Raw genomic sequence first — 16,656 nt, 5'->3', positions numbered from 1 at the left:
CAATCTTGCTCCTCCCATCATAAGCTCCACTTCTTAAAATCGCATGGGCCAATTATTGGACCCTCGGCACCCGGCTCGGCTAAGCCGTACCCGGACGGCTGTTCTGCGCCGCGTCGGCACCCGTCGGGAACCGGATCATGTCGTTGCCTCCCTCGGCCCCGCCGACTGTCGTTCGTGCCGCCCCATCGCTTTCCTCCGGCCCGAAGGAGACCCCGCGCACGCTTCGAGTCCTGGCAAGGCAGGCCGTGACGCCGCGGCTGCGCCGGATCACCCTCGCCTGCGACGACGCGGCGTCCTTCGCGGGGCCCGCGATGCATGCCCGCCTCCTCGTCCCCTGCCCCTGCGGTCCGTTGCGCGGCGTGGACGGAGCGCCGGCGGCGTCGCGCACTTACACCGTGCGGTTCGTCCGGCCGGAGGCGGGCGAGATCGACATCGACGTCGTGCTGCACGCGCCCGCGGGTCCCGGCTCCTGCTGGGGCGCCCGGGCCCGTCCCGGCGACCGCGTGGGACTGATCGGGCCGCTCGGCCGTCCCGTTCCGCCGGCGGACCGCCTCGTCCTCGTCGGCGACGAGACCGCGCTGCCGGTGATCGGCCGCCTGATCGAGGAGGCGGCGCCCGGCCGGCGCATCGACGCGCTCGTCGAGGTGGCGGACCGGGACGAGGAGCAGGCCGTGGCCTGCGGCGCCGGCGCGCGGCTCGACTTTCTCCACCGCTCCGGGCGGGGCTCGCAGCTCGTTCGGGCGGCTGCCGGCCTCGCCCGGGACGCGGGTCGCGATTCCTTCCTCTATGCGGGCGTCGAGGCGGGTACGGCCCGCGACCTCACCGCCATCATGCGCGAGCGCCTCGCCCTCGGCAGCGCGCAGGCCCGGATCGTCACCTACTGGCGCCGGCAGGACGACGATGCGGCGGCACGCTGAGGGGAGCCCGGCCGCCCTGTTCGAGCTCGCCGGGATCCGTGTCGAGGCCGGCGGACGGACCCTGCTCGACGGGATCACCCATCGCTTCGCACCGGGCCGGATCTGCGGGCTGATCGGGCCGAACGGCTCGGGCAAGAGCACGCTGATGCGCCTGCTCGCCCGGCAGGCTCCATCCGGCTCGGGCCGTATCCGGTTCCACGGCGAGGACCTCGCCGCGATCAGCCCGCGAGAGTTCGCCCGGCAGGTCGCGTACCTGCCCCAGTTCACCCCGCCGACGGACGGAATGCGGGTCGAGGAACTGGTCGCGCTCGGCCGCTTTCCCTGGCACGGCCTTCTCGGCCGCTTCGGGGCGCGGGATCGGGAGAAGGTCGACGAGGCGCTCCGCCGGACCGACACCGGGGCCTTCCGCGGCCGGGCGGTTTCCTCGCTCTCCGGCGGCGAGCGCCAGCGCGTCTGGCTCGCCATGCTGCTCGCCCAGGACGCCGCCTGCCTGCTCCTCGACGAGCCGACCTCCGCCCTCGACATCGCCCACCAGATCGACGTGCTGTCCCTGGTTCGGGCGCTGGGGCGGGAGGGCGGCCTCAGCGTGATCGTGATCCTGCACGACATCAACATGGCGGCGCGGTTCTGCGACGACATCGTGGCGCTGGGCCATGGCCGCATCGTCGCGCAGGGAACCCCGGATGCCGTGATGCGGGAGGATGTGCTGGCCCGGATCTACGGCCTGCGCATGGGCATCCACCGCCTGCCCGGGACCGGCGACGTCGTCGGATATCCCCTGTGAGCCGGTGCGACCCCGCATCCGGGGCGCTCCTCCCGACGCGGCGGGCCCTGCTCGCTGCGGCGGCCGGCGCCGTGCTCCCCCGGTCCCCGGCCTGCGCCGCCGGGGCCGCGGCGCCCCGCATCGCCGCGATCGACTGGGCGATGCTCGAGACGGCCCTCGCCCTCGGGGCGGAGGTCGTGGCGGGCGCCGAGCTGGTGCTCTACCGCAGGCTCGTGGTCGAGCCGCCGGTCACCGACCGCGTCGCGGATCTCGGCCTGCGCGGCAGCCTGAACTTCGAGGCCCTGCTGCGGGCCGCGCCCGACCTGATCCTGTCGGCCCCCTGGTACGGCCGCATCGAGGGCCAGCTCGGCCGCATCGCCCCGGTCCTGTCGCTGCGCATCGACCAGCGCGGGCGTCCACCCTACGCGGCGGCGATCGAGGCGACCCGCATCGCCGCCGCCCGGGTCGGGCGCGAGGGCGAGGCCGAGCGGGTCGTCGCCGAGACCAAGGCGGCGCTCGCCGCAGCGGCGCAGCGGCTCGCATCCCGGCGCGGGGAACGGGTCTTCGTGATCAGCGTCGGCGATCCACGCCACTTCCGGGCCTTCGGACCCGACAGCATGCACGGTGCCGTGCTCGACCGGCTCGGCCTGGCGAGCGCCTGGACCGGCAACACCCGCTACGTCGCGCAGGCCCCGGTCGACATCCTGGCGCTGGCCCAGGATCCGGGGGCCAGCATCCTCATCGTCGGTCCGCTGCCGCCGGACGCCGCCCGGGCACTGCCGCAGAGCGCCCTGTGGAACGCGCTGCCGGCGGTGCGCGAGAACCGCGTCCGGGTGCTGGCCCCGGTCAATCCCTTCGGCGCCCTGCCCACCGCCGCGCGGTTCGCCCGCCTGCTCGCGGAGGCGCTGGCATGACCTGCGACCTAAGCAGATTCCGCAAAAGTGGTTGCCGGTTTTGCGATAAAAATCTGCGACAAAACAAGACCCTAAGCGGACGAAGCGTTGGCCTGCCAACGCAAGTCTGCTTAGGGTCCCGCGCCGGCGCCGTCGCCGATCCCTCCCGAGCCGCGTGCGCCCCGCCTCCAGGCGACCGGGCGCTCGCGCTGCGCTTCGCCTGTCTCTGCGCCGGGCTCGCGGGGCTCGGCGCCCTCCTGCACGGCCTCGGCATCCGGGCGATGCTGGACGATGCGAGCCACCCCCTGCGCGATCTCGTCGTGCTCCACAGCCTGCTGCCGCGGGCCATCGTCGCGCTCGCGGCCGGAGCGGCCCTGAGCCTCGCCGGGATGCTGCTGCAACGGGTGCAGCGCAACCCGCTCGCCGACGCTTCGACGCTCGGCGTCGCGGCCGGTGCGCATCTGGCGATCGTCGCCGCGACAGCCTTCGCGCCGGATCTGGGCGGGCTCAGCCGCGAGGCGGTCGCCTTCGCGGGCGCGCTCGCCGCAGCGGCCCTGGTGCTCGGCCTCACGGCGCGGCAGGCCTTCGAGCCGACGAGCGTCGTGGTCGCCGGCATGCTGGTCGGCCTCGTCTGCGCCTCGGCGAGCGCGGCGCTCGTCCTGTATGGCGGGCAATACCTGACCTCCCTGTTCCTCTGGGGCGGCGGCTCGCTGGCGCAGCAGGACTGGGGACCGGCGAAAAGCCTCGGGATTCGGCTGGCCCTGGCCTGGCTGCTCGCCGCCCTGCTCCTGCGCCCCCTCGCCCTGCTCACCCTCGACGATGCCGGCGCCGGCGGCCTCGGCCTGCCCGTCGCCCGGATCCGGACCGCCCTGCTGCTGCTGGCCGTCGTCCTGGCGGGATCGGTGGTGGCGCAGGTCGGCGTCATCGGCTTCGTCGGCCTCGCCGCCCCGAACCTCGCGCGGATGCTCGGCCTGCGCACGCCCCGCGCCCTCCTCGTCGCCGCACCCGTCCTCGGCGGGCTGATCCTGCTCCTGACCGACGGGATCGTGCAGGCGATCGACCGCGGCAGCCGTCTCGCTCTGCCGACCGGCGCCGTCACGGCGTTGCTCGCCGGTCCGTTCCTGCTCCTGCTGCTGCCCCGGCTCTCCGGCCTGCGCCCCATCGCGTCGGGGACGGCCCATGCTCCCCGGAGCCTCGCCAGGCCGTGGCGTTCGCTGACGCTCCTCGCGGGCGCCGTCGTCGTCCTCGTCCTCGCGGGCTTGGTCCTCGGGCGCGATCGCACCGGGCTCGTGCTCGCCGGTCCATCGGACCTCGCGCTCCTCCTGCCCTGGCGGCTGCCCCGCCTCGCCGCCGTGATGGCGGGCGGAGCCATGCTCGCCGCGTCCGGCTGCGTCCTGCAGCGCATGACCGCGAACCCGCTGGCGAGCCCGGAGGTTCTCGGCGTCAGCGGCGCGGCGAGCTTCGGCCTCGCCACCTGCATCCTCGCGGCGCCGGCCGCGGGCCTCGCCGCGCAGGTCGGCAGCGCCGCTCTCGGCGCCGGAATCGGGCTCGCGGCGCTCCTCGCCGTGGCGCGCCGCGCCGCGCTCCAGGGCAGCCGCATGCTGCTCGGCGGCATCGCGCTCGGTGCCCTGGCCGGTGCCGGCCTCACGGTGATCATGACCCGCGGCGGCCTGGAGGCCGCGATGATCCTGGCCTGGATCACCGGCGCCTCGACGCAGGTCGATCCGGCCCTCGCGCGACTGGCGGTCGCGGGGGCGCTCGCCAGCATCGCCGCCCTGGCCCTGCTCGCGCGGTGGCTCGACGTGCTGCCGCTCGGCGATTCCGCCGCCCTCGCCCTCGGCCTGCCGCTCGGGCGCGCCAAGCTCGTCCTGCTCACCATCGCCGCCCTCGCGACGGGCGTGAGCGCCCTGACGGTCGGGCCCGTGAGCTTCGTCGGGCTGATGGCGCCGCACCTCGCTCGGTCCACTGGCTTCGTCGGGGCGCGGTGGCATCTCGCCGGCTCGGTCGCGATCGGCTGCGGGCTGATGGCCGGGGCCGACCTGCTCTCGCGCCTCGTCTTCTACCCCTACCAGATGCCCGTCGGCCTCTTCGCCTCGCTGATCGGCGCGCCGTACCTGATCGGCGCCGTCCTGCGCAAAGCGGGCCCGCGATGCTGAGTGCCGCCGCCTCCCATCCCTCCCGCGGGAAGGACCGCCAGCAACGGCCGGATCCAGCCGAACGAGATCAGCCGGGCAGTGATGCCCGGACGAACAAGAATTGACGAAGTAACATCGAAGAACAGCGCGGCCGGTTCGCGTCATGCACGAGGGGTGACATCATGAAGGACTCTCCGATGCCGTCGCGCATCCTGCGCCGCCTCGCGCTCGCCGGCGTTTCGCTCGGCGCCCTCGCGGCCCCGGTCGGTGTCGCACACGCGCAGGCGGCATCGTCCGAGCCGGTCGTGGCGCTGGAGGAGATCACCGTGGCCGGCTCGGGCACGGGCGGCCCCGCCCGGACCGGCGGCCCGGCCGCGGAGGATCCGCGCGGCCCGGTCGACGGCTACGTGGCGACCCGCTCCGCGACCGCGACGAAGACCAACACTCCCCTGATCGAGACGCCGCAATCGATCAGCGTCATCGGCCGCCAGCAGCTCGATGCCCAGCGCGACCTCACCGTGGCGGAGGCGCTCCGCTACGTGCCCGGCGTCTATGGCGGGACCTACGGACCCGGCACACGCCAGGACTTCTTCCTGATCCGCGGCTTCACCGCCAACGACACCGGCCTCTACCTCAACTCGCTGCAACTCCTGAATTACGGCTTTGCCGGCTTCCAGGTCGACCCGTTCGGGCTCGAGCGCATCGAGATCCTGCGCGGCCCCGCCGCAGTGCTGTTCGGGCAGGGCGGTCCCGGCGGCCTCGTCAACCTGATCAGCAAGCGTCCGACGCTTGAGCCGCTCCGATACATCGAGACCGGCGGCGGCTCCTTCGGGCAGAAATATCTCGGGATCGACCTCGGCGGCCCCGCCGACGCGGACGGCCACTGGTTCTACCGCCTGACCGGCATCGGGCATAACGGCGGGACGCAGCTCGACGGCACGGACGACAACCGGGGCACCATCGCCCCGTCCTTCACCTACCGGCCCGATGCCGCAACGACGTTCACCGTGCTCACGAGCTACCAGCACGACGAGAGCGGCCGCATCGGCGGCTTCCTGCCGTATGTCGGCACGGTCCGGCCGCAGGCGCTCGGGCTGCGCATCCCGCTCAACCTCAACGTCAACGACCCGGAGGCCAACCGCTACCGGCGCACGCAGGCCTATGCCGGCTACGAGTTCGAGCACCGCTTCGACGACGTGTTCACGGTCCGGCAGAACCTGCGCTACGCCTTCACCGAGGCCTACGACAACACACTGATCTTCGGCAGCTACGTCGCCGGCACGAACCAGACGGTGCTCAACCGCTACCGCTCGCAATCCTCGGGCCGCGCCGGCGTGTTCAACGTCGACACCCAGATCGAGGCCCACTTCGATACCGGCTCGTTCCGCCACACCCTGCTGATGGGCCTCGACTACAAGCAGGCCGACCTCGACGGCACGAACGCGCGCAGCTCGACCGCCGCGAACCTGCCCGGCCTCCGGTTCAACATCCTGTCGCCGGTCTACGGCGTCCCGACCCCGCTCGCGGTCCCGTATTCCGTGACGCGCAGCTTCTTCAACCAGCTCGGCGTCTACGCGCAGGACCAGATCAAGCTGACGCCGGAGCTCACCCTCGTCGCCAGCGGTCGCGGCGACTTCACCGAGAACGACGTCTTCAACAAGCTGACCCGGGGCGCGACCGAGCAGCACGCCGCCGCCGGGACGCAGCGCTACGGCCTGATCTACAACTTCGATTTCGGGCTGGCGCCGTACCTGAGCTACGCGACCTTCTTCAACCCGGTGATCGGCGTCGATTTCTACAGCCAGCCGTTCAAGCCGGAGACCGGCGACCAGTACGAGGCCGGCATCAAGTACCAGCCGCCGGGCCTGCCGCTGCTCGCCACCGCCGCGGTGTTCGACCTCATCCGCACCAACGTGTCGACATCGGACCCGGCGAACGTCAACAACACGATCCAGATCGGCGCGGTGCGCTCGCGCGGCGTCGAGCTCGGGCTGCAGGCCAATGTCACGCCCGACTTCGCCATCACGGCGTCGTTCACGAATTACGAGTTGAAGACGGTCGCCGACGGTTCGGCCGCCCGCATCGGCCGCATTCCGGTCGGCGTCCCGCAGACCTTCGCGTCGCTGTTTGCCGACTACACCATCCCGACCGGCCCCCTGGCCGGCTTCGGCTTCGGCGGCGGCGTGCGCTACGTCGGCAAGTCCTACGCCACGGTCGACAATTCCCTGACCGTGCCGGACTTCGTCCTGTTCGACGCGCAGGTGCACTACGTCCGCGACGGCTGGCGCTTCACCGTCAACGCGACCAACGTCGCCGATCGTCGGTACGTCAGCGCCTGCATCTCCGCGAATGCCTGCTACTACGGCGATGCGCGCCGCGTGATCGCCAGTGCGAGCTACCGCTGGTGATTGCGGGACGGCGCAGTCCCGTCCCCTTCCGGCCGCGTCGGCGGTCTGCCCCGCGCGCGGGATCGACCGTCCGATGTTCGGAGCGACGGGCGGCGACGAGCCGTTCGATCGCCGCCGCGATGACGGCATGCACACCGCTGAGGGCGTGGAGACGCTGATGTGCCCGGGGGAGGCGGGAGAGGCCGACGGGACGAGGCGTTGCCGTCGATGGGCCGTCGACGCGGCGGCAGCAGCCGTGCGCCGTCAGCCCTACGCCCGACGAAACGCGCGGGACCGGCGCCCGGCCCTCGGAATGCAGGTCGAAGATCAAGGCTATCGACCGTTCCCGCCATGCGGTAGGTTCACCCGCGCAGCGTCAAAAGCTCGGAGCGGATCAATCCGTAGGCTGATCGGTGTTGCACATTCATATCATTCTAAGTCGAGCCTGAATTTCTTGACGAGGGCGGGCCGATGAAGACCGTGACGCGATGTCGGCCCCGATCAACAGCATCCTGCTGCCGAGAAATTTCATACCGTTGCTCGGCGGCGAGCTCGTCATCTCGACTGGCGAGAACGAGTTCGTCGAAGAGCGGCGCGTGATCGAACCCTTCAAGAGAGGCCTGACCGTCGCGGTGACCCTCGACGGGCGCATGTCGTGCCGGATCGACGATCGTCCCGCGATCCGGGTCGAGGCGCCATCCGTCAGCCTCATCCTCAGCAGTTCGGCGCATCGCCGCGAGCAGGTCTTTCCGCCGGAGCAGACCTTCCGGTACGCCCTGGTCCATCTGTCGGTCGGGGCCGCCCAGTCCCATACCGGCATCCCCTTCGACGCATTGCTCGCGCGCGCGACGCAGCACGCCGGTGGCCACGCGCCTGCCTTCCTGACCGCGGGCGCCGATGCCGTCGTGCGCTCGATCGCCGCGCAGATCATGGTGTGCCCGATCCAGGGCATGGCCCGCGACCTGTTCCTCCTCGGCAAGGGCCTTGAACTCGTGGCCTGCGCGATCGAGAGCTGCCTGCCCTCCGACGGCCTGTCGGAGGCCGGGCGCGGATTGTCCGCGAGCGAGGTCGAGCGCGCGACCGCCGTACGGGACATCCTGGTGCAGCGCTACGCCGAGCCCCTCGTCGTGTCGCAGCTCGCCGCGATGGTGGGCCTGAACGCGAAGGCCCTCGGTCTGGCGTTCCGGCGCCTGTTCGGGACGGGCATCCCGGAATTCCTCCAGGAATACCGGCTGCAGCTCGCCTACACCTTGCTGGCGGCGGGTGAGACCGGCGTCGCCGAGACGGCCTACCGGATCGGCTACACACCAGCCTACTTCTCGACGTTGTTTCGCAGTCGTTTCGGCGTCTCGCCGCGCGACTTGCGCTGAGGTCAGATCGGAATTGTTCCGATTCGGACCGAAAGGGAAAGTCTGGATCCCGAAAGTCGCAGCAATTGTCGGCATCGGCCCTCGTTTCTTATGAGCGGCCCTGCGCCCTGCGGGTGTTCGACGACGCTCGAACCTGCGAGGCCCCCATCCGGGAACGACGAACGTGCCGCACATCTCACATCCGCGCCGCGGGTCACATGCTCGTTGCGAGGCTTGGCCGACGCTGCTCCTGCTCGGTGGCGCGCTCGCCTCGCTTCCCGGTGCGGTTGCCCGGGCCGAGCCTGCCCCGCCGGTCGGGGAGATCGCGCTGGACGCGATCTCGGTGGACGGGGCAGGCGGCATCCTTCCGGGAGACTACGCCCCGGCCGTCACGGCGACCGGCACGAAGACCGCGACGCCGACCGCGCGCACGCCCCAGTCGATCACGGTGGTGCCTCGCGCGCAGATCGAGGCGCAGGCCTCGCTCACCGTGAGCCAGGCCCTGCGCTACGAGCCCGGCCTCGCGGCCGAGACCCGCAGCGGCAACCGCTCGGACAGCGTCTTCATCCGCGGCTTCGGCGGCTTCGGCGGCAATGCCAGCTACGTGCAGTTCCTCGACAACCTGCGTCTGCCCAAGGGCGTGAACTACGCGATCCCGTCGATCGAGCCGTACCTCCTCGAGCGCATCGACGTGCTGCACGGGCCTGCCTCCGTGCTCTACGGCCAGTCCAATCCCGGCGGCCTCGTCAATCTCGTCGGCAAGCGCCCGCTCCCGGTGCCCACCAACGAGGTGATCACCCGGATCGGCAATTTCGGGCACGCCGAGGGCGGTTTCGACCTGAGCGGGCCGGTCGACCCGGAGGGGCGCCTGCTGTACCGGCTGATCGGCCTCGCGCGCGACACCGACAACGCGGTCAAGGACAGCGCCGACCAGCGGGTGATGATCGCTCCGATGCTGACCTGGCGCCCGGATGCCGGCACGACCCTGTCGGTGCAGGGCCTCTATCAGCGCGATCCCAACAGCTTCCAGTCGAACTGGATGCCGGCTCTCGGCACCCTGCTGCGCAACCCCAACGGCCAGATCCCCTTCACCTTCCAGAGCGGCAACCCGCTCTACAACAGCTTCCGGCGCGAGCAATCGGCCTTCAGCTATCAGTTCGAGCACGCCGTCGACGACGCGCTGACCTTGCGCCAGAACTTCCGCTACTTCCACCTCGACACCGACTTCAAGGCATTCTCGGTCCCGGCGAGCGGCAGCGCCTTCGCGGCCGCCTCCCTCTGCGGCGGCCGGACCAACCTGTGCCTCGCCCGCACGCCGCAGGTCTACGTCGAGAGCCTCGACGCGGTCGCCCTCGACAACGAGGCGGAGGCGCATGTCTGGACCGGCCCGCTCAAGCACACGGTGCTGACCGGGCTGGGCTATCTCTGGACCGGGCCGACGGCCCGCTACGGCACCGGGACGACGAGCTACGTCAATTACCTCACCGCCGCCTACGGCGCCTTCACGGCGCCCACCATCACCACCGAGCAGCGCCAGGACAACAGCCAGCTCGGCCTCTACGGCGAGGACCAGATCCAGTGGGGCAACTGGAACCTGCAGGTCGGCCTGCGCCATGACTGGGCGCGCAACCGGGCGCAGACCACGACCCTGTCCACCGGCCGCACGACGCTCGCCAGGACGGACAGCGAGGCGACGACCTGGCGCGTGGGCCTGCTCTATCAGTTCGAGAACGGCCTCGCGCCGTTCGCGGATTACGCGACGTCGTTCGAGCCGCAGGCGGGGACCGGGTTCGGCGGCGTGGCGTTCCGGCCGACGACCGCGGAGCAGGTCGAGGCCGGCCTCAAGTACCAGCCGCCGGGCGTCGATGCCCTGCTGCAGGTCGCGGCCTTCGACCTCACGCAATACAACGTCCTCACCACCGACACGGCACATACGGGTACTAACACGGCGGTGACCGGATGCAGCGCCACCGTCTGCCAGGTTCAGACCGGCGCGATCAACTCGCGCGGCGTGGAATTCAGCGCCAAGGCCTCGCCGCTGCCCGGCCTCGCGCTGATCGCCGCCTATGGCTACGCCGACGTCACCGTCACCCGCAGCTCCGTGGTGACGGACGGGGTCGCGGTGCGGGGCAAGCGCCCGGTCGGCGTGCCGGACCAGACGATCAGCGGCTGGGGCGACTACACCATCCAGAGCGGAGCGTGGCGCGGCTTCGGCTTCGGCGGCGGCCTGCGCTACATTGGCTCCTCGTTCGGCGACGCGATCAACTCGGCCGCCTACAAGGTGCCGGGCGTCCTGCTCGCCGACGCCCAGGTCCACTACGATTTCGGGGCCGTGAACCCGTCGCTCAAGGGGCTCACCGCCGCCGTGAACGCCACCAACCTTTTCGACAAGCAGTACGTCTCGGCCTGCGCCTCGGCCAACCAGTGCTTCTACGGGACGAGCCGCACGATCCTCGCCACCGTGTCCTATCGCTGGTGAGCCATGCCGACATGCGGGGAGCCCGTGCTCCCGACTCCCGTGCAACTGCCCAATACCGAGCGGTGGGACATCCGCTCGCGGTCGGGCCGGCCCTACCGCATCTTCCTCGCCTGGCCCGACACGCCGATGCCGCGGGACGGCTGGGACGCCGTCTACCTCCTCGACGGGAATGCCTGGTTCGGCACGCTCGTCGACAGCCTGCGGATGCGGGCGCGCCGGCCTGACGTCACCGGCGTGGGCCCGGCGGTCGCCGTCGGCATCGGCTATCCGACGGACGACGTGGTGGACGTGCCGCGGCGCCTCTACGATTTCACGCCTCCTCGCATCGGTGAGGCGGGGAACGACCGGGAGACCGGGGGAGCGGAGGCCTTCCTCGACTTCCTCACCGGCGAACTCGCCCCGATGGTCGAGGCCCGCTTCCGCCTCTCCGGCCAGCGCCGCGCCCTGTTCGGGCACTCGCTCGGCGGCCTCTTCGTCCTCCACGCCGTCCTGACCCGGCCCTCGGCCTTCGCTGCCTACGCGGCCGCCAGCCCGTCGCTGTGGTTCGACGACCGGGCCCTGGTGCGGGCCTGGAGCGCGGCGCCGCTCTCGCACGCCGTCCGGCTGATGATCGCGGTCGGTGCCCTCGAGCAGCGCTCGGCGCGGTCGGCCTCGCCCGCCGAGGGTGGCCTCGAAGACCGCGCGATGGTTGCCAATGCCCGGGCCGCCGCCGAAGGCCTGCGGAGGCGGGCGGGCACGGGGGCCGACATCCGCTTCCACGTCTTCGAGGACGAGAACCACGCCTCGGTGGTCCCCGTCGCGCTCGGCCGCGCGCTGCCCTTCCTCCTCGCCCCTCCCGGGGCCACTCGATGCACCGTTTGACGCGCGGTCGCGGCGGCCGGTCTTCCGGTCGCGGTGATCGACCTGCACGGGCACCCTCGGCGCGACACCGCCCCCGTGATGCGCCTGCTCGGCCGGGAACACGGCCGCGGGCAAGCGCGCCGCCGGCGTCGTTGCGGAGCCGCGGCATCGATCCCCGATCGGAAATCCGGCAGGACGATCTCGGTTTCCAGTGCATGGACGCATTCAGATGATTCACGGCAGGCGTGAGCCGTGCGAGTCTGAGGCATGGCTCGGACTGTCTGCGTGATCCCCAGCGCCGCCGACCTGGCGCACCTGTCCGCCATCGTCGCCGATCGGGCGCGGCCCCTCAAGCACATCCGGCGCGCCCGCATCATCCTGCTCTCGGCCGAGCGCCTCTCCGTCCTCGACGTCGCCCACCAGGCGGGCGTCAGCCGACCGGCTGTCTGGCGCTGGCAACAGCGCTACGCCGATCCGGGGGATCGTGGCGCAGCGCCGAACCGGGCCTTCACGGCAATGGCTCATTCGACACGCCGCAGGCGTAGCAGAAGCGTTCGAAGCTGCTCTTGCGATGGCTGCATGCGGAGCATTGCTCATAGAGCCCGATGCCGCAATGCGGACAGAAATTTGCGTCCGGATTCGCGAGGTTCACGGGCCGCTCGCAGCCGGGACAGACCTGCTTGGCCAGGCGTTGCAGCGCCTGGTCGGTCGCGATCTGCGTGCGACGCTCCTCGTTCGGTCGTGCCTCCGCCGCGCGCTGCCGCTCCTGATAGGCCTGCAGCGCGTTGATGGCCGCGCGCCCGAGGACCAAGGTCAGGGCGACGCCGACCCCGTACTGCACGTAGCCGCCATAGCTCGGCAGGTAGGGAGCGAGTTCGACGAAGAACGCGAACGTCGCGGCCAGCGCGAAACCCCACACGAAGGGCCAGTTGCGCGTGTGCCGCCGCTTGATCAGGAGCCAGCCCGCGAGGGCGAGGGGCGGCAGGGTCAGCACCAGGCGATAGGCAAAGACCCGGAGTTCCTGGCCTCTCTCGGCCGCATCGAGCCTGCCTTGCGCGGCCGCACGAAGATCCTGGTCGATCCGCCGCTGCGCCGTCTCCTGGTCGGCGAGCGCCAGCATCGACCTGTTCAAGTCGTCGAGTTGCTCCTCCACCGCGCGCTCGCCCGCCTTCAGCCGGTCGAGCTGCTCCGTCCGCGCGATCAGGCCCGGATCCTGATCGACGCGTTGGGTCGCATCACGGGTCTGCAACCAGTTGCCGAAGGTCTCGCGGGCGGCGCGGGAGGCCGACTGCGCCGCCTCCAGGGCGAGGCGGGCTTGCTCGGCCCGACGTCCGACATCCTCCTGCTCACGCTGGAGGCGCTTCAGGGTCTCGGCCGAGGCCGCAGCCGGATCACGGTCGAGGAACTGGTCCAGGGTGTAGCGCTGCTCGACCTGCGGCAGGTCGCCGACCACGAGCGACCCCAGACCGATCAGGAAAACCGCGAAGGCGAGGGCGATGAGCCAGAGAACGAGGTTGAACCAGCGTTCCGGAAGGCGAGAGGCGGAGCGCATGCCGGTTCAGCCCCTGCCGCGCATCGACATCCATCCGGCCTCGCGGCGCCCTTGCGGCCAGGCGGCAGGCGCCGTGTCCGGCGACGCGGCGAGGAGCGGGGCGCCGGCAGCGGGGATGGACGCCCGTGCGGCTTGGCCGGCCTTGCGTCTTGGAGAGCCGCCATGCAGGGCGCCGAGCACCGAGAGCGCGCCGAGCAGCACCATGAGCACGGAATAGTACTGCATCGGGATCCAGAACAAGGTGTGGCGCCGGCGCAGGATCACGATCTGTCCCGTGCGCGGATCGACGAGTTCGCGACCCGGGCGGTTGTTGAGCCGGGTGCCGAGCCACCAGTTGAAGGCCGCCGCGACGATCCAGACGAGGACGACCCCGGTCGGCGTCGGGATGCCGATGCGCGCGAGCGCCGGATCGAGGAGCACGCTGCCGACGAGGCCCGCGGCCGCGATGAGCGCCGAGAGCATGCCCCAGCCTGACCAGATGATCATGTGTCCGAACTCCTCATGATGGATGGCCCGACCGATCGTGTCCGACGCGCGCCGGGCAGCCGCGTCGTTCCGGGCTCCGATGGGGCATGCGTCGTGCAGACCCGGTTTCGCCGGCCCGGGCCGCACGCACCGGACTCAGGCCGTGCGCCGAGCGCGGATCAGCGAGAGCAGCGCGCCGATGATGCAGGCCGCGATCGCCCCCATGCCCACCAGCAGGGTGATCGTCCGATTCCAGAGCCGGTCGAGGCCGAGATCGGTGGTGACGAGGTCCGGCCGGGCCGGGTCGGCCATCACCCCGACGCGGTAATCGCCGGCATGGAGGCCGGAGAAGACGTAGTTCACCCGCCGCGTCACGGTCCCGGCCTTCGTGCGCAGGCTGAGGGTCGCGTCGCAGATGTGGATGACGAGCTTGGCGCTGCACTTGCCCTCGCTCACCCGGGCCTCGGGGGCGGGCCGGGCCGCGGCGCGGACCTGCCAGTCCGAGATCACGGCCGGCGCCGTGTAGACCGCGCCGGCGACCAGGATGCCCCCGAGCGCCACCACGCCGAACAGGACCCAGAAGGTGTTGATCCAGCCATGCCCCCGGGGCGGCAGCCGCAGGGCGTCCGGGCGGTAGGACGAGGCGGTCTCGGGTGTTCCGGTCATGGGGTCCTCTCCGGTTCTCGGGCAGGCTCGGTTGCCGTCGCGGGCGTGGCGTTGCCGGCGAGGATCGTCCGGGCGCGCGCCGCCACCTGGTACGTGGCGATGAGCCCGGCGAAGCTCCGCAGGTTCAGCCCCCGCGGCATCGGAAGCGGCAGCGTCACGATTCGGCGCTTGGGATCGAGCTTCGCGGCGGGGCGGCCCGGCCGCCGCTGCGGCCAGGGCACCGCCGGGGGCAGCAGCACACGCAGGACGAGGCCGGTATGGTTCCCCGTCAGGTCGAGGTCGGCGATGTCGTCCCAGGCGATCGTCCGGTCGAGCCCGGGCGCGGCCAGGCCTTCGGGCCTCAGGACCAGGATGACCGGCTCGCCCCGCGACAGGATGAAGGCCCCGGCCCCGCCCATGAGGATCGCGAGGGCGAGCGCCGTGGCGAGGACGACGGTGGCCTCCCGGGGCAGGATCCCCGGGATGCCGAGCACGGCGATGGCGAGGGCCGCCAGGGCGAAGAGGCCGCCGGCGGCCGCGAGCACGAGGCCGCGGGGCCGATGATTCGCGCGCAGCACCCGCTCCTCGGGGCCGATCTCAGCGGCCCTCGCTTCCAGCTCGGCGCGGAAGGCCGCGTCGCGGGCGCGCACCGCGCCGAGGAAATCCGCGCTCGCCGCCCGGCACAGGCCGGCGGGATCGGCGAAGTAGGCGGCGAGCTGTCCGATGGCGTGCGGCGGCGGGGTGAGGCCGGCGGCGCTCAGGAGGTCCGGGTCGAGCGCCTGGCCGAGGGCGGCGATGCGCTCCCGGGTCGGCGGATGGGTGTCGGTCGGGTGGGCCTGCTCGGCCTCCAGGTGACGGGCCGGGTCGTCGAGGCCGCAATCGACGGTGCGCGCGAGCACGGCCGCCACGAGGTCGGGCGGTGCCGCGTCCGGCGCCTCGGCCGCCGCCGCGAGGGTCTCGGCGATGCGGGGGGCGACCGCGCCGCTGCGCAGGAGCGCCCGGGCCGCCGCCTCGGGCGACGTCACCCCGGCTCCCGCGGCGTCGGCGGCGAACTCGCGCACCCGGCTCCAGTGGCGCACGGCGAGGTGGAAGCGCTCCATCACGAACCGGCCGAGCCGCAGCGACGGCCCGAGCAGGCCGAGGGCGTGGCGCTCGCGCGCCGCTACCGCGTCGAGCGAGCGCGCGACCCCGGCATAGATCGGCAGGAAGCGCTGGCTGTAGGCGGTGTCGCCGCCGGCGTAATGCGCGAGCTCGTGGGCGATGACCGCCGCGATCTCGTCGCCGCGCATCAGCGCGAGGTGGGGCAGCGGCAGGTAGAGGATGCGGCCGGAGAGCCGCGCGCCGCCGGGCTCCAGCGCCGCCGGGCCGGCGGTGACGAAGAAGCCGTCCGTCAGGCCGACGACCACCGCCTCGGGCTTCAGCGCTCCGATCCGCCCGGCGAGCCCCTCGACGAGGCGCCACAGGCCCGGCGCCTCGGCGGGCACGATCGGCCGGCCGAGGATCGTCAGCGGGTCGGGCGCGAAAGCACCGAGCGCGCGGCGCAGGCCGAGGAGGGCCCCGCCCGCCGCGAGGAGCGTGGCGCCGACCGCGACGGCGGCGACGCCGAGGAGCTTCATGCCGTCGCCGGAGAGGCCGCCCTGGACGAGCAGCCCCGCCTCGAAGACGACGACGGCGACGAAGCCGAGGGTCGCCGCCAGGATCTGGGCGGCCAGCGTCGCCGGGAGGAGCCGGCGCACCAGCGAGAAGCCGCGCACCAGCGCGTCGCGCGAACCGCGCCCGAGCCGCCCGAGCGACGCCCCGGCGAGCAGCACGAGGAGGGACAGCCCGGCCGCGATCCCGCCGCCCGCGATCGCGACCGGCGGCAGCCGGCGGCGCCACTCCATCACGGCGACGAGCGTTCCGGCCCCGTCGCGGGCTTCGCGCGCCTTCACCACGGCGAGGGGCCCGCCGTAGGACTTGCCGTCGTGGCGGAACTGCAGGCGGTAATCGGGGCGCCCGTCGCGCGGCGTGCGCGCCTCGAGATCCGCCACGACCCTGGCGAGGCGGTCGTGCTCGGCAGCGAACTCGGCCCAGTCATCGGCGCCGCGCTGCCGCTCCCACAGGCCGACGAGCAGGATGACGAGCGGCAGCAGCACGGTGGCGGCGATCAGGCCGGCGAAGGCTCTCGGTCGCGAGGGCGCGTGCGGGATCGTTGCCTCGGGGATGGTCACCTCCTGGGCGCGCGAGATCAG

Annotated in this window: 12 protein-coding genes and 1 pseudogene; 9 read left to right on the top strand and 4 right to left on the bottom strand. The window is 72.2% G+C overall.

The annotated features are described in order from the left end of the window. The first annotated feature begins 137 nt into the window (after positions 1 to 137). The 9 genes and pseudogenes from ABZT49_RS00760 to ABZT49_RS00720 all read left to right on the top strand — a co-directional run. Positions 138 to 917: a siderophore-interacting protein gene (locus ABZT49_RS00760; RefSeq protein ID WP_355281732.1), complete on the top strand. Its 780-nt coding sequence runs from the start codon at positions 138 to 140 to the stop codon at positions 915 to 917. Continuing rightward, a complete protein-coding gene (locus tag ABZT49_RS00755; protein ID WP_355281729.1) occupies positions 901 to 1,701 on the top strand; it encodes an ATP-binding cassette domain-containing protein in 801 nt (266 codons plus the stop codon). The genes ABZT49_RS00760 and ABZT49_RS00755 overlap by 17 nt, the downstream gene beginning before the upstream one ends. Before the next feature lie 71 nt (positions 1,702 to 1,772). Further along, the gene (locus tag ABZT49_RS00750; RefSeq protein ID WP_355281726.1) at positions 1,773 to 2,594 is read left to right on the top strand and encodes an ABC transporter substrate-binding protein; all 822 of its coding nucleotides are present in this window, start codon (positions 1,773 to 1,775) and stop codon (positions 2,592 to 2,594) included. After that, positions 2,591 to 4,729 (top strand): Fe(3+)-hydroxamate ABC transporter permease FhuB, encoded by a 2,139-nt coding sequence (gene fhuB / locus ABZT49_RS00745; protein ID WP_355281723.1) that lies wholly within the window; start codon positions 2,591 to 2,593, stop codon positions 4,727 to 4,729. Before ABZT49_RS00750 ends, fhuB begins: the two co-directional genes overlap by 4 nt. Before the next feature lie 161 nt (positions 4,730 to 4,890). Continuing rightward, positions 4,891 to 7,116, top strand: a complete 2,226-nt coding sequence (locus ABZT49_RS00740; RefSeq protein WP_355281720.1) for a TonB-dependent siderophore receptor — start codon at positions 4,891 to 4,893, stop codon at positions 7,114 to 7,116. A gap of 467 nt (positions 7,117 to 7,583) precedes the next feature. Then, positions 7,584 to 8,465 carry an AraC family transcriptional regulator gene (locus ABZT49_RS00735; RefSeq protein ID WP_355281717.1) on the top strand — a complete coding sequence of 294 codons (882 nt, stop codon included), beginning with the start codon at positions 7,584 to 7,586 and terminating at the stop codon, positions 8,463 to 8,465. 163 nt (positions 8,466 to 8,628) lie between these two features. Further along, positions 8,629 to 10,923, top strand: coding sequence for a TonB-dependent siderophore receptor (locus ABZT49_RS00730; RefSeq protein WP_355281714.1), 2,295 nt, complete (start codon positions 8,629 to 8,631; stop codon positions 10,921 to 10,923). Positions 10,924 to 10,947: 24 nt separating this feature from the next. Then, positions 10,948 to 11,784: an alpha/beta hydrolase-fold protein gene (locus ABZT49_RS00725; RefSeq protein WP_355281711.1), complete on the top strand. Its 837-nt coding sequence runs from the start codon at positions 10,948 to 10,950 to the stop codon at positions 11,782 to 11,784. A 246-nt stretch (positions 11,785 to 12,030) separates the two neighbouring features. After that, a pseudogene (locus tag ABZT49_RS00720) lies at positions 12,031 to 12,252 on the top strand (helix-turn-helix domain-containing protein); the annotation flags it as partial. 19 nt (positions 12,253 to 12,271) lie between these two features. On the opposite strand, the gene ABZT49_RS00715 reads toward ABZT49_RS00720, so the two are convergent. From ABZT49_RS00715 to ABZT49_RS00700, 4 genes are all read right to left on the bottom strand, one after another. After that, positions 12,272 to 13,315: a zinc ribbon domain-containing protein gene (locus ABZT49_RS00715; RefSeq protein WP_355281709.1), complete on the bottom strand. Its 1,044-nt coding sequence runs from the start codon at positions 13,313 to 13,315 to the stop codon at positions 12,272 to 12,274. Between the two features lie 6 nt (positions 13,316 to 13,321). Beyond that, the gene (locus ABZT49_RS00710; protein WP_355281707.1) at positions 13,322 to 13,801 is read right to left on the bottom strand and encodes a hypothetical protein; all 480 of its coding nucleotides are present in this window, start codon (positions 13,799 to 13,801) and stop codon (positions 13,322 to 13,324) included. A gap of 135 nt (positions 13,802 to 13,936) precedes the next feature. After that, on the bottom strand, positions 13,937 to 14,446 hold the full coding sequence (locus ABZT49_RS00705; protein ID WP_355281704.1) for a hypothetical protein: 510 nt from the start codon (positions 14,444 to 14,446) through the stop codon (positions 13,937 to 13,939). Then, positions 14,443 to 16,560, bottom strand: coding sequence for a M48 family metallopeptidase (locus tag ABZT49_RS00700; protein WP_355281764.1), 2,118 nt, complete (start codon positions 16,558 to 16,560; stop codon positions 14,443 to 14,445). Before ABZT49_RS00700 ends, ABZT49_RS00705 begins: the two co-directional genes overlap by 4 nt. Positions 16,561 to 16,656 lie beyond the last annotated feature (96 nt).

Origin of the sequence: Methylobacterium sp. EM32 (assembly GCF_040593685.1) — a bacterium.
Taxonomy (GTDB): Bacteria; Pseudomonadota; Alphaproteobacteria; order Rhizobiales; family Beijerinckiaceae; genus Methylobacterium.
This window is presented reverse-complemented; position numbering and strand designations above follow the sequence as displayed.

Excerpts from the sequence above, each read along its gene's own strand:
- ABZT49_RS00740 (WP_355281720.1), top strand. The coding sequence starts at position 4,891 with ATGAAGGACTCTCCGATGCCGTCGCGCATCCTGCGCCGCCTCGCGCTC.
- ABZT49_RS00715 (WP_355281709.1), bottom strand. The coding sequence starts at position 13,315 with ATGCGCTCCGCCTCTCGCCTTCCGGAACGCTGGTTCAACCTCGTTCTC.
- ABZT49_RS00760 (WP_355281732.1), top strand. The coding sequence starts at position 138 with ATGTCGTTGCCTCCCTCGGCCCCGCCGACTGTCGTTCGTGCCGCCCCA.
- ABZT49_RS00710 (WP_355281707.1), bottom strand. The coding sequence starts at position 13,801 with ATGATCATCTGGTCAGGCTGGGGCATGCTCTCGGCGCTCATCGCGGCC.
- fhuB (WP_355281723.1), top strand. The coding sequence starts at position 2,591 with ATGACCTGCGACCTAAGCAGATTCCGCAAAAGTGGTTGCCGGTTTTGC.
- ABZT49_RS00705 (WP_355281704.1), bottom strand. The coding sequence starts at position 14,446 with ATGACCGGAACACCCGAGACCGCCTCGTCCTACCGCCCGGACGCCCTG.
- ABZT49_RS00735 (WP_355281717.1), top strand. The coding sequence starts at position 7,584 with ATGTCGGCCCCGATCAACAGCATCCTGCTGCCGAGAAATTTCATACCG.
- ABZT49_RS00755 (WP_355281729.1), top strand. The coding sequence starts at position 901 with ATGCGGCGGCACGCTGAGGGGAGCCCGGCCGCCCTGTTCGAGCTCGCC.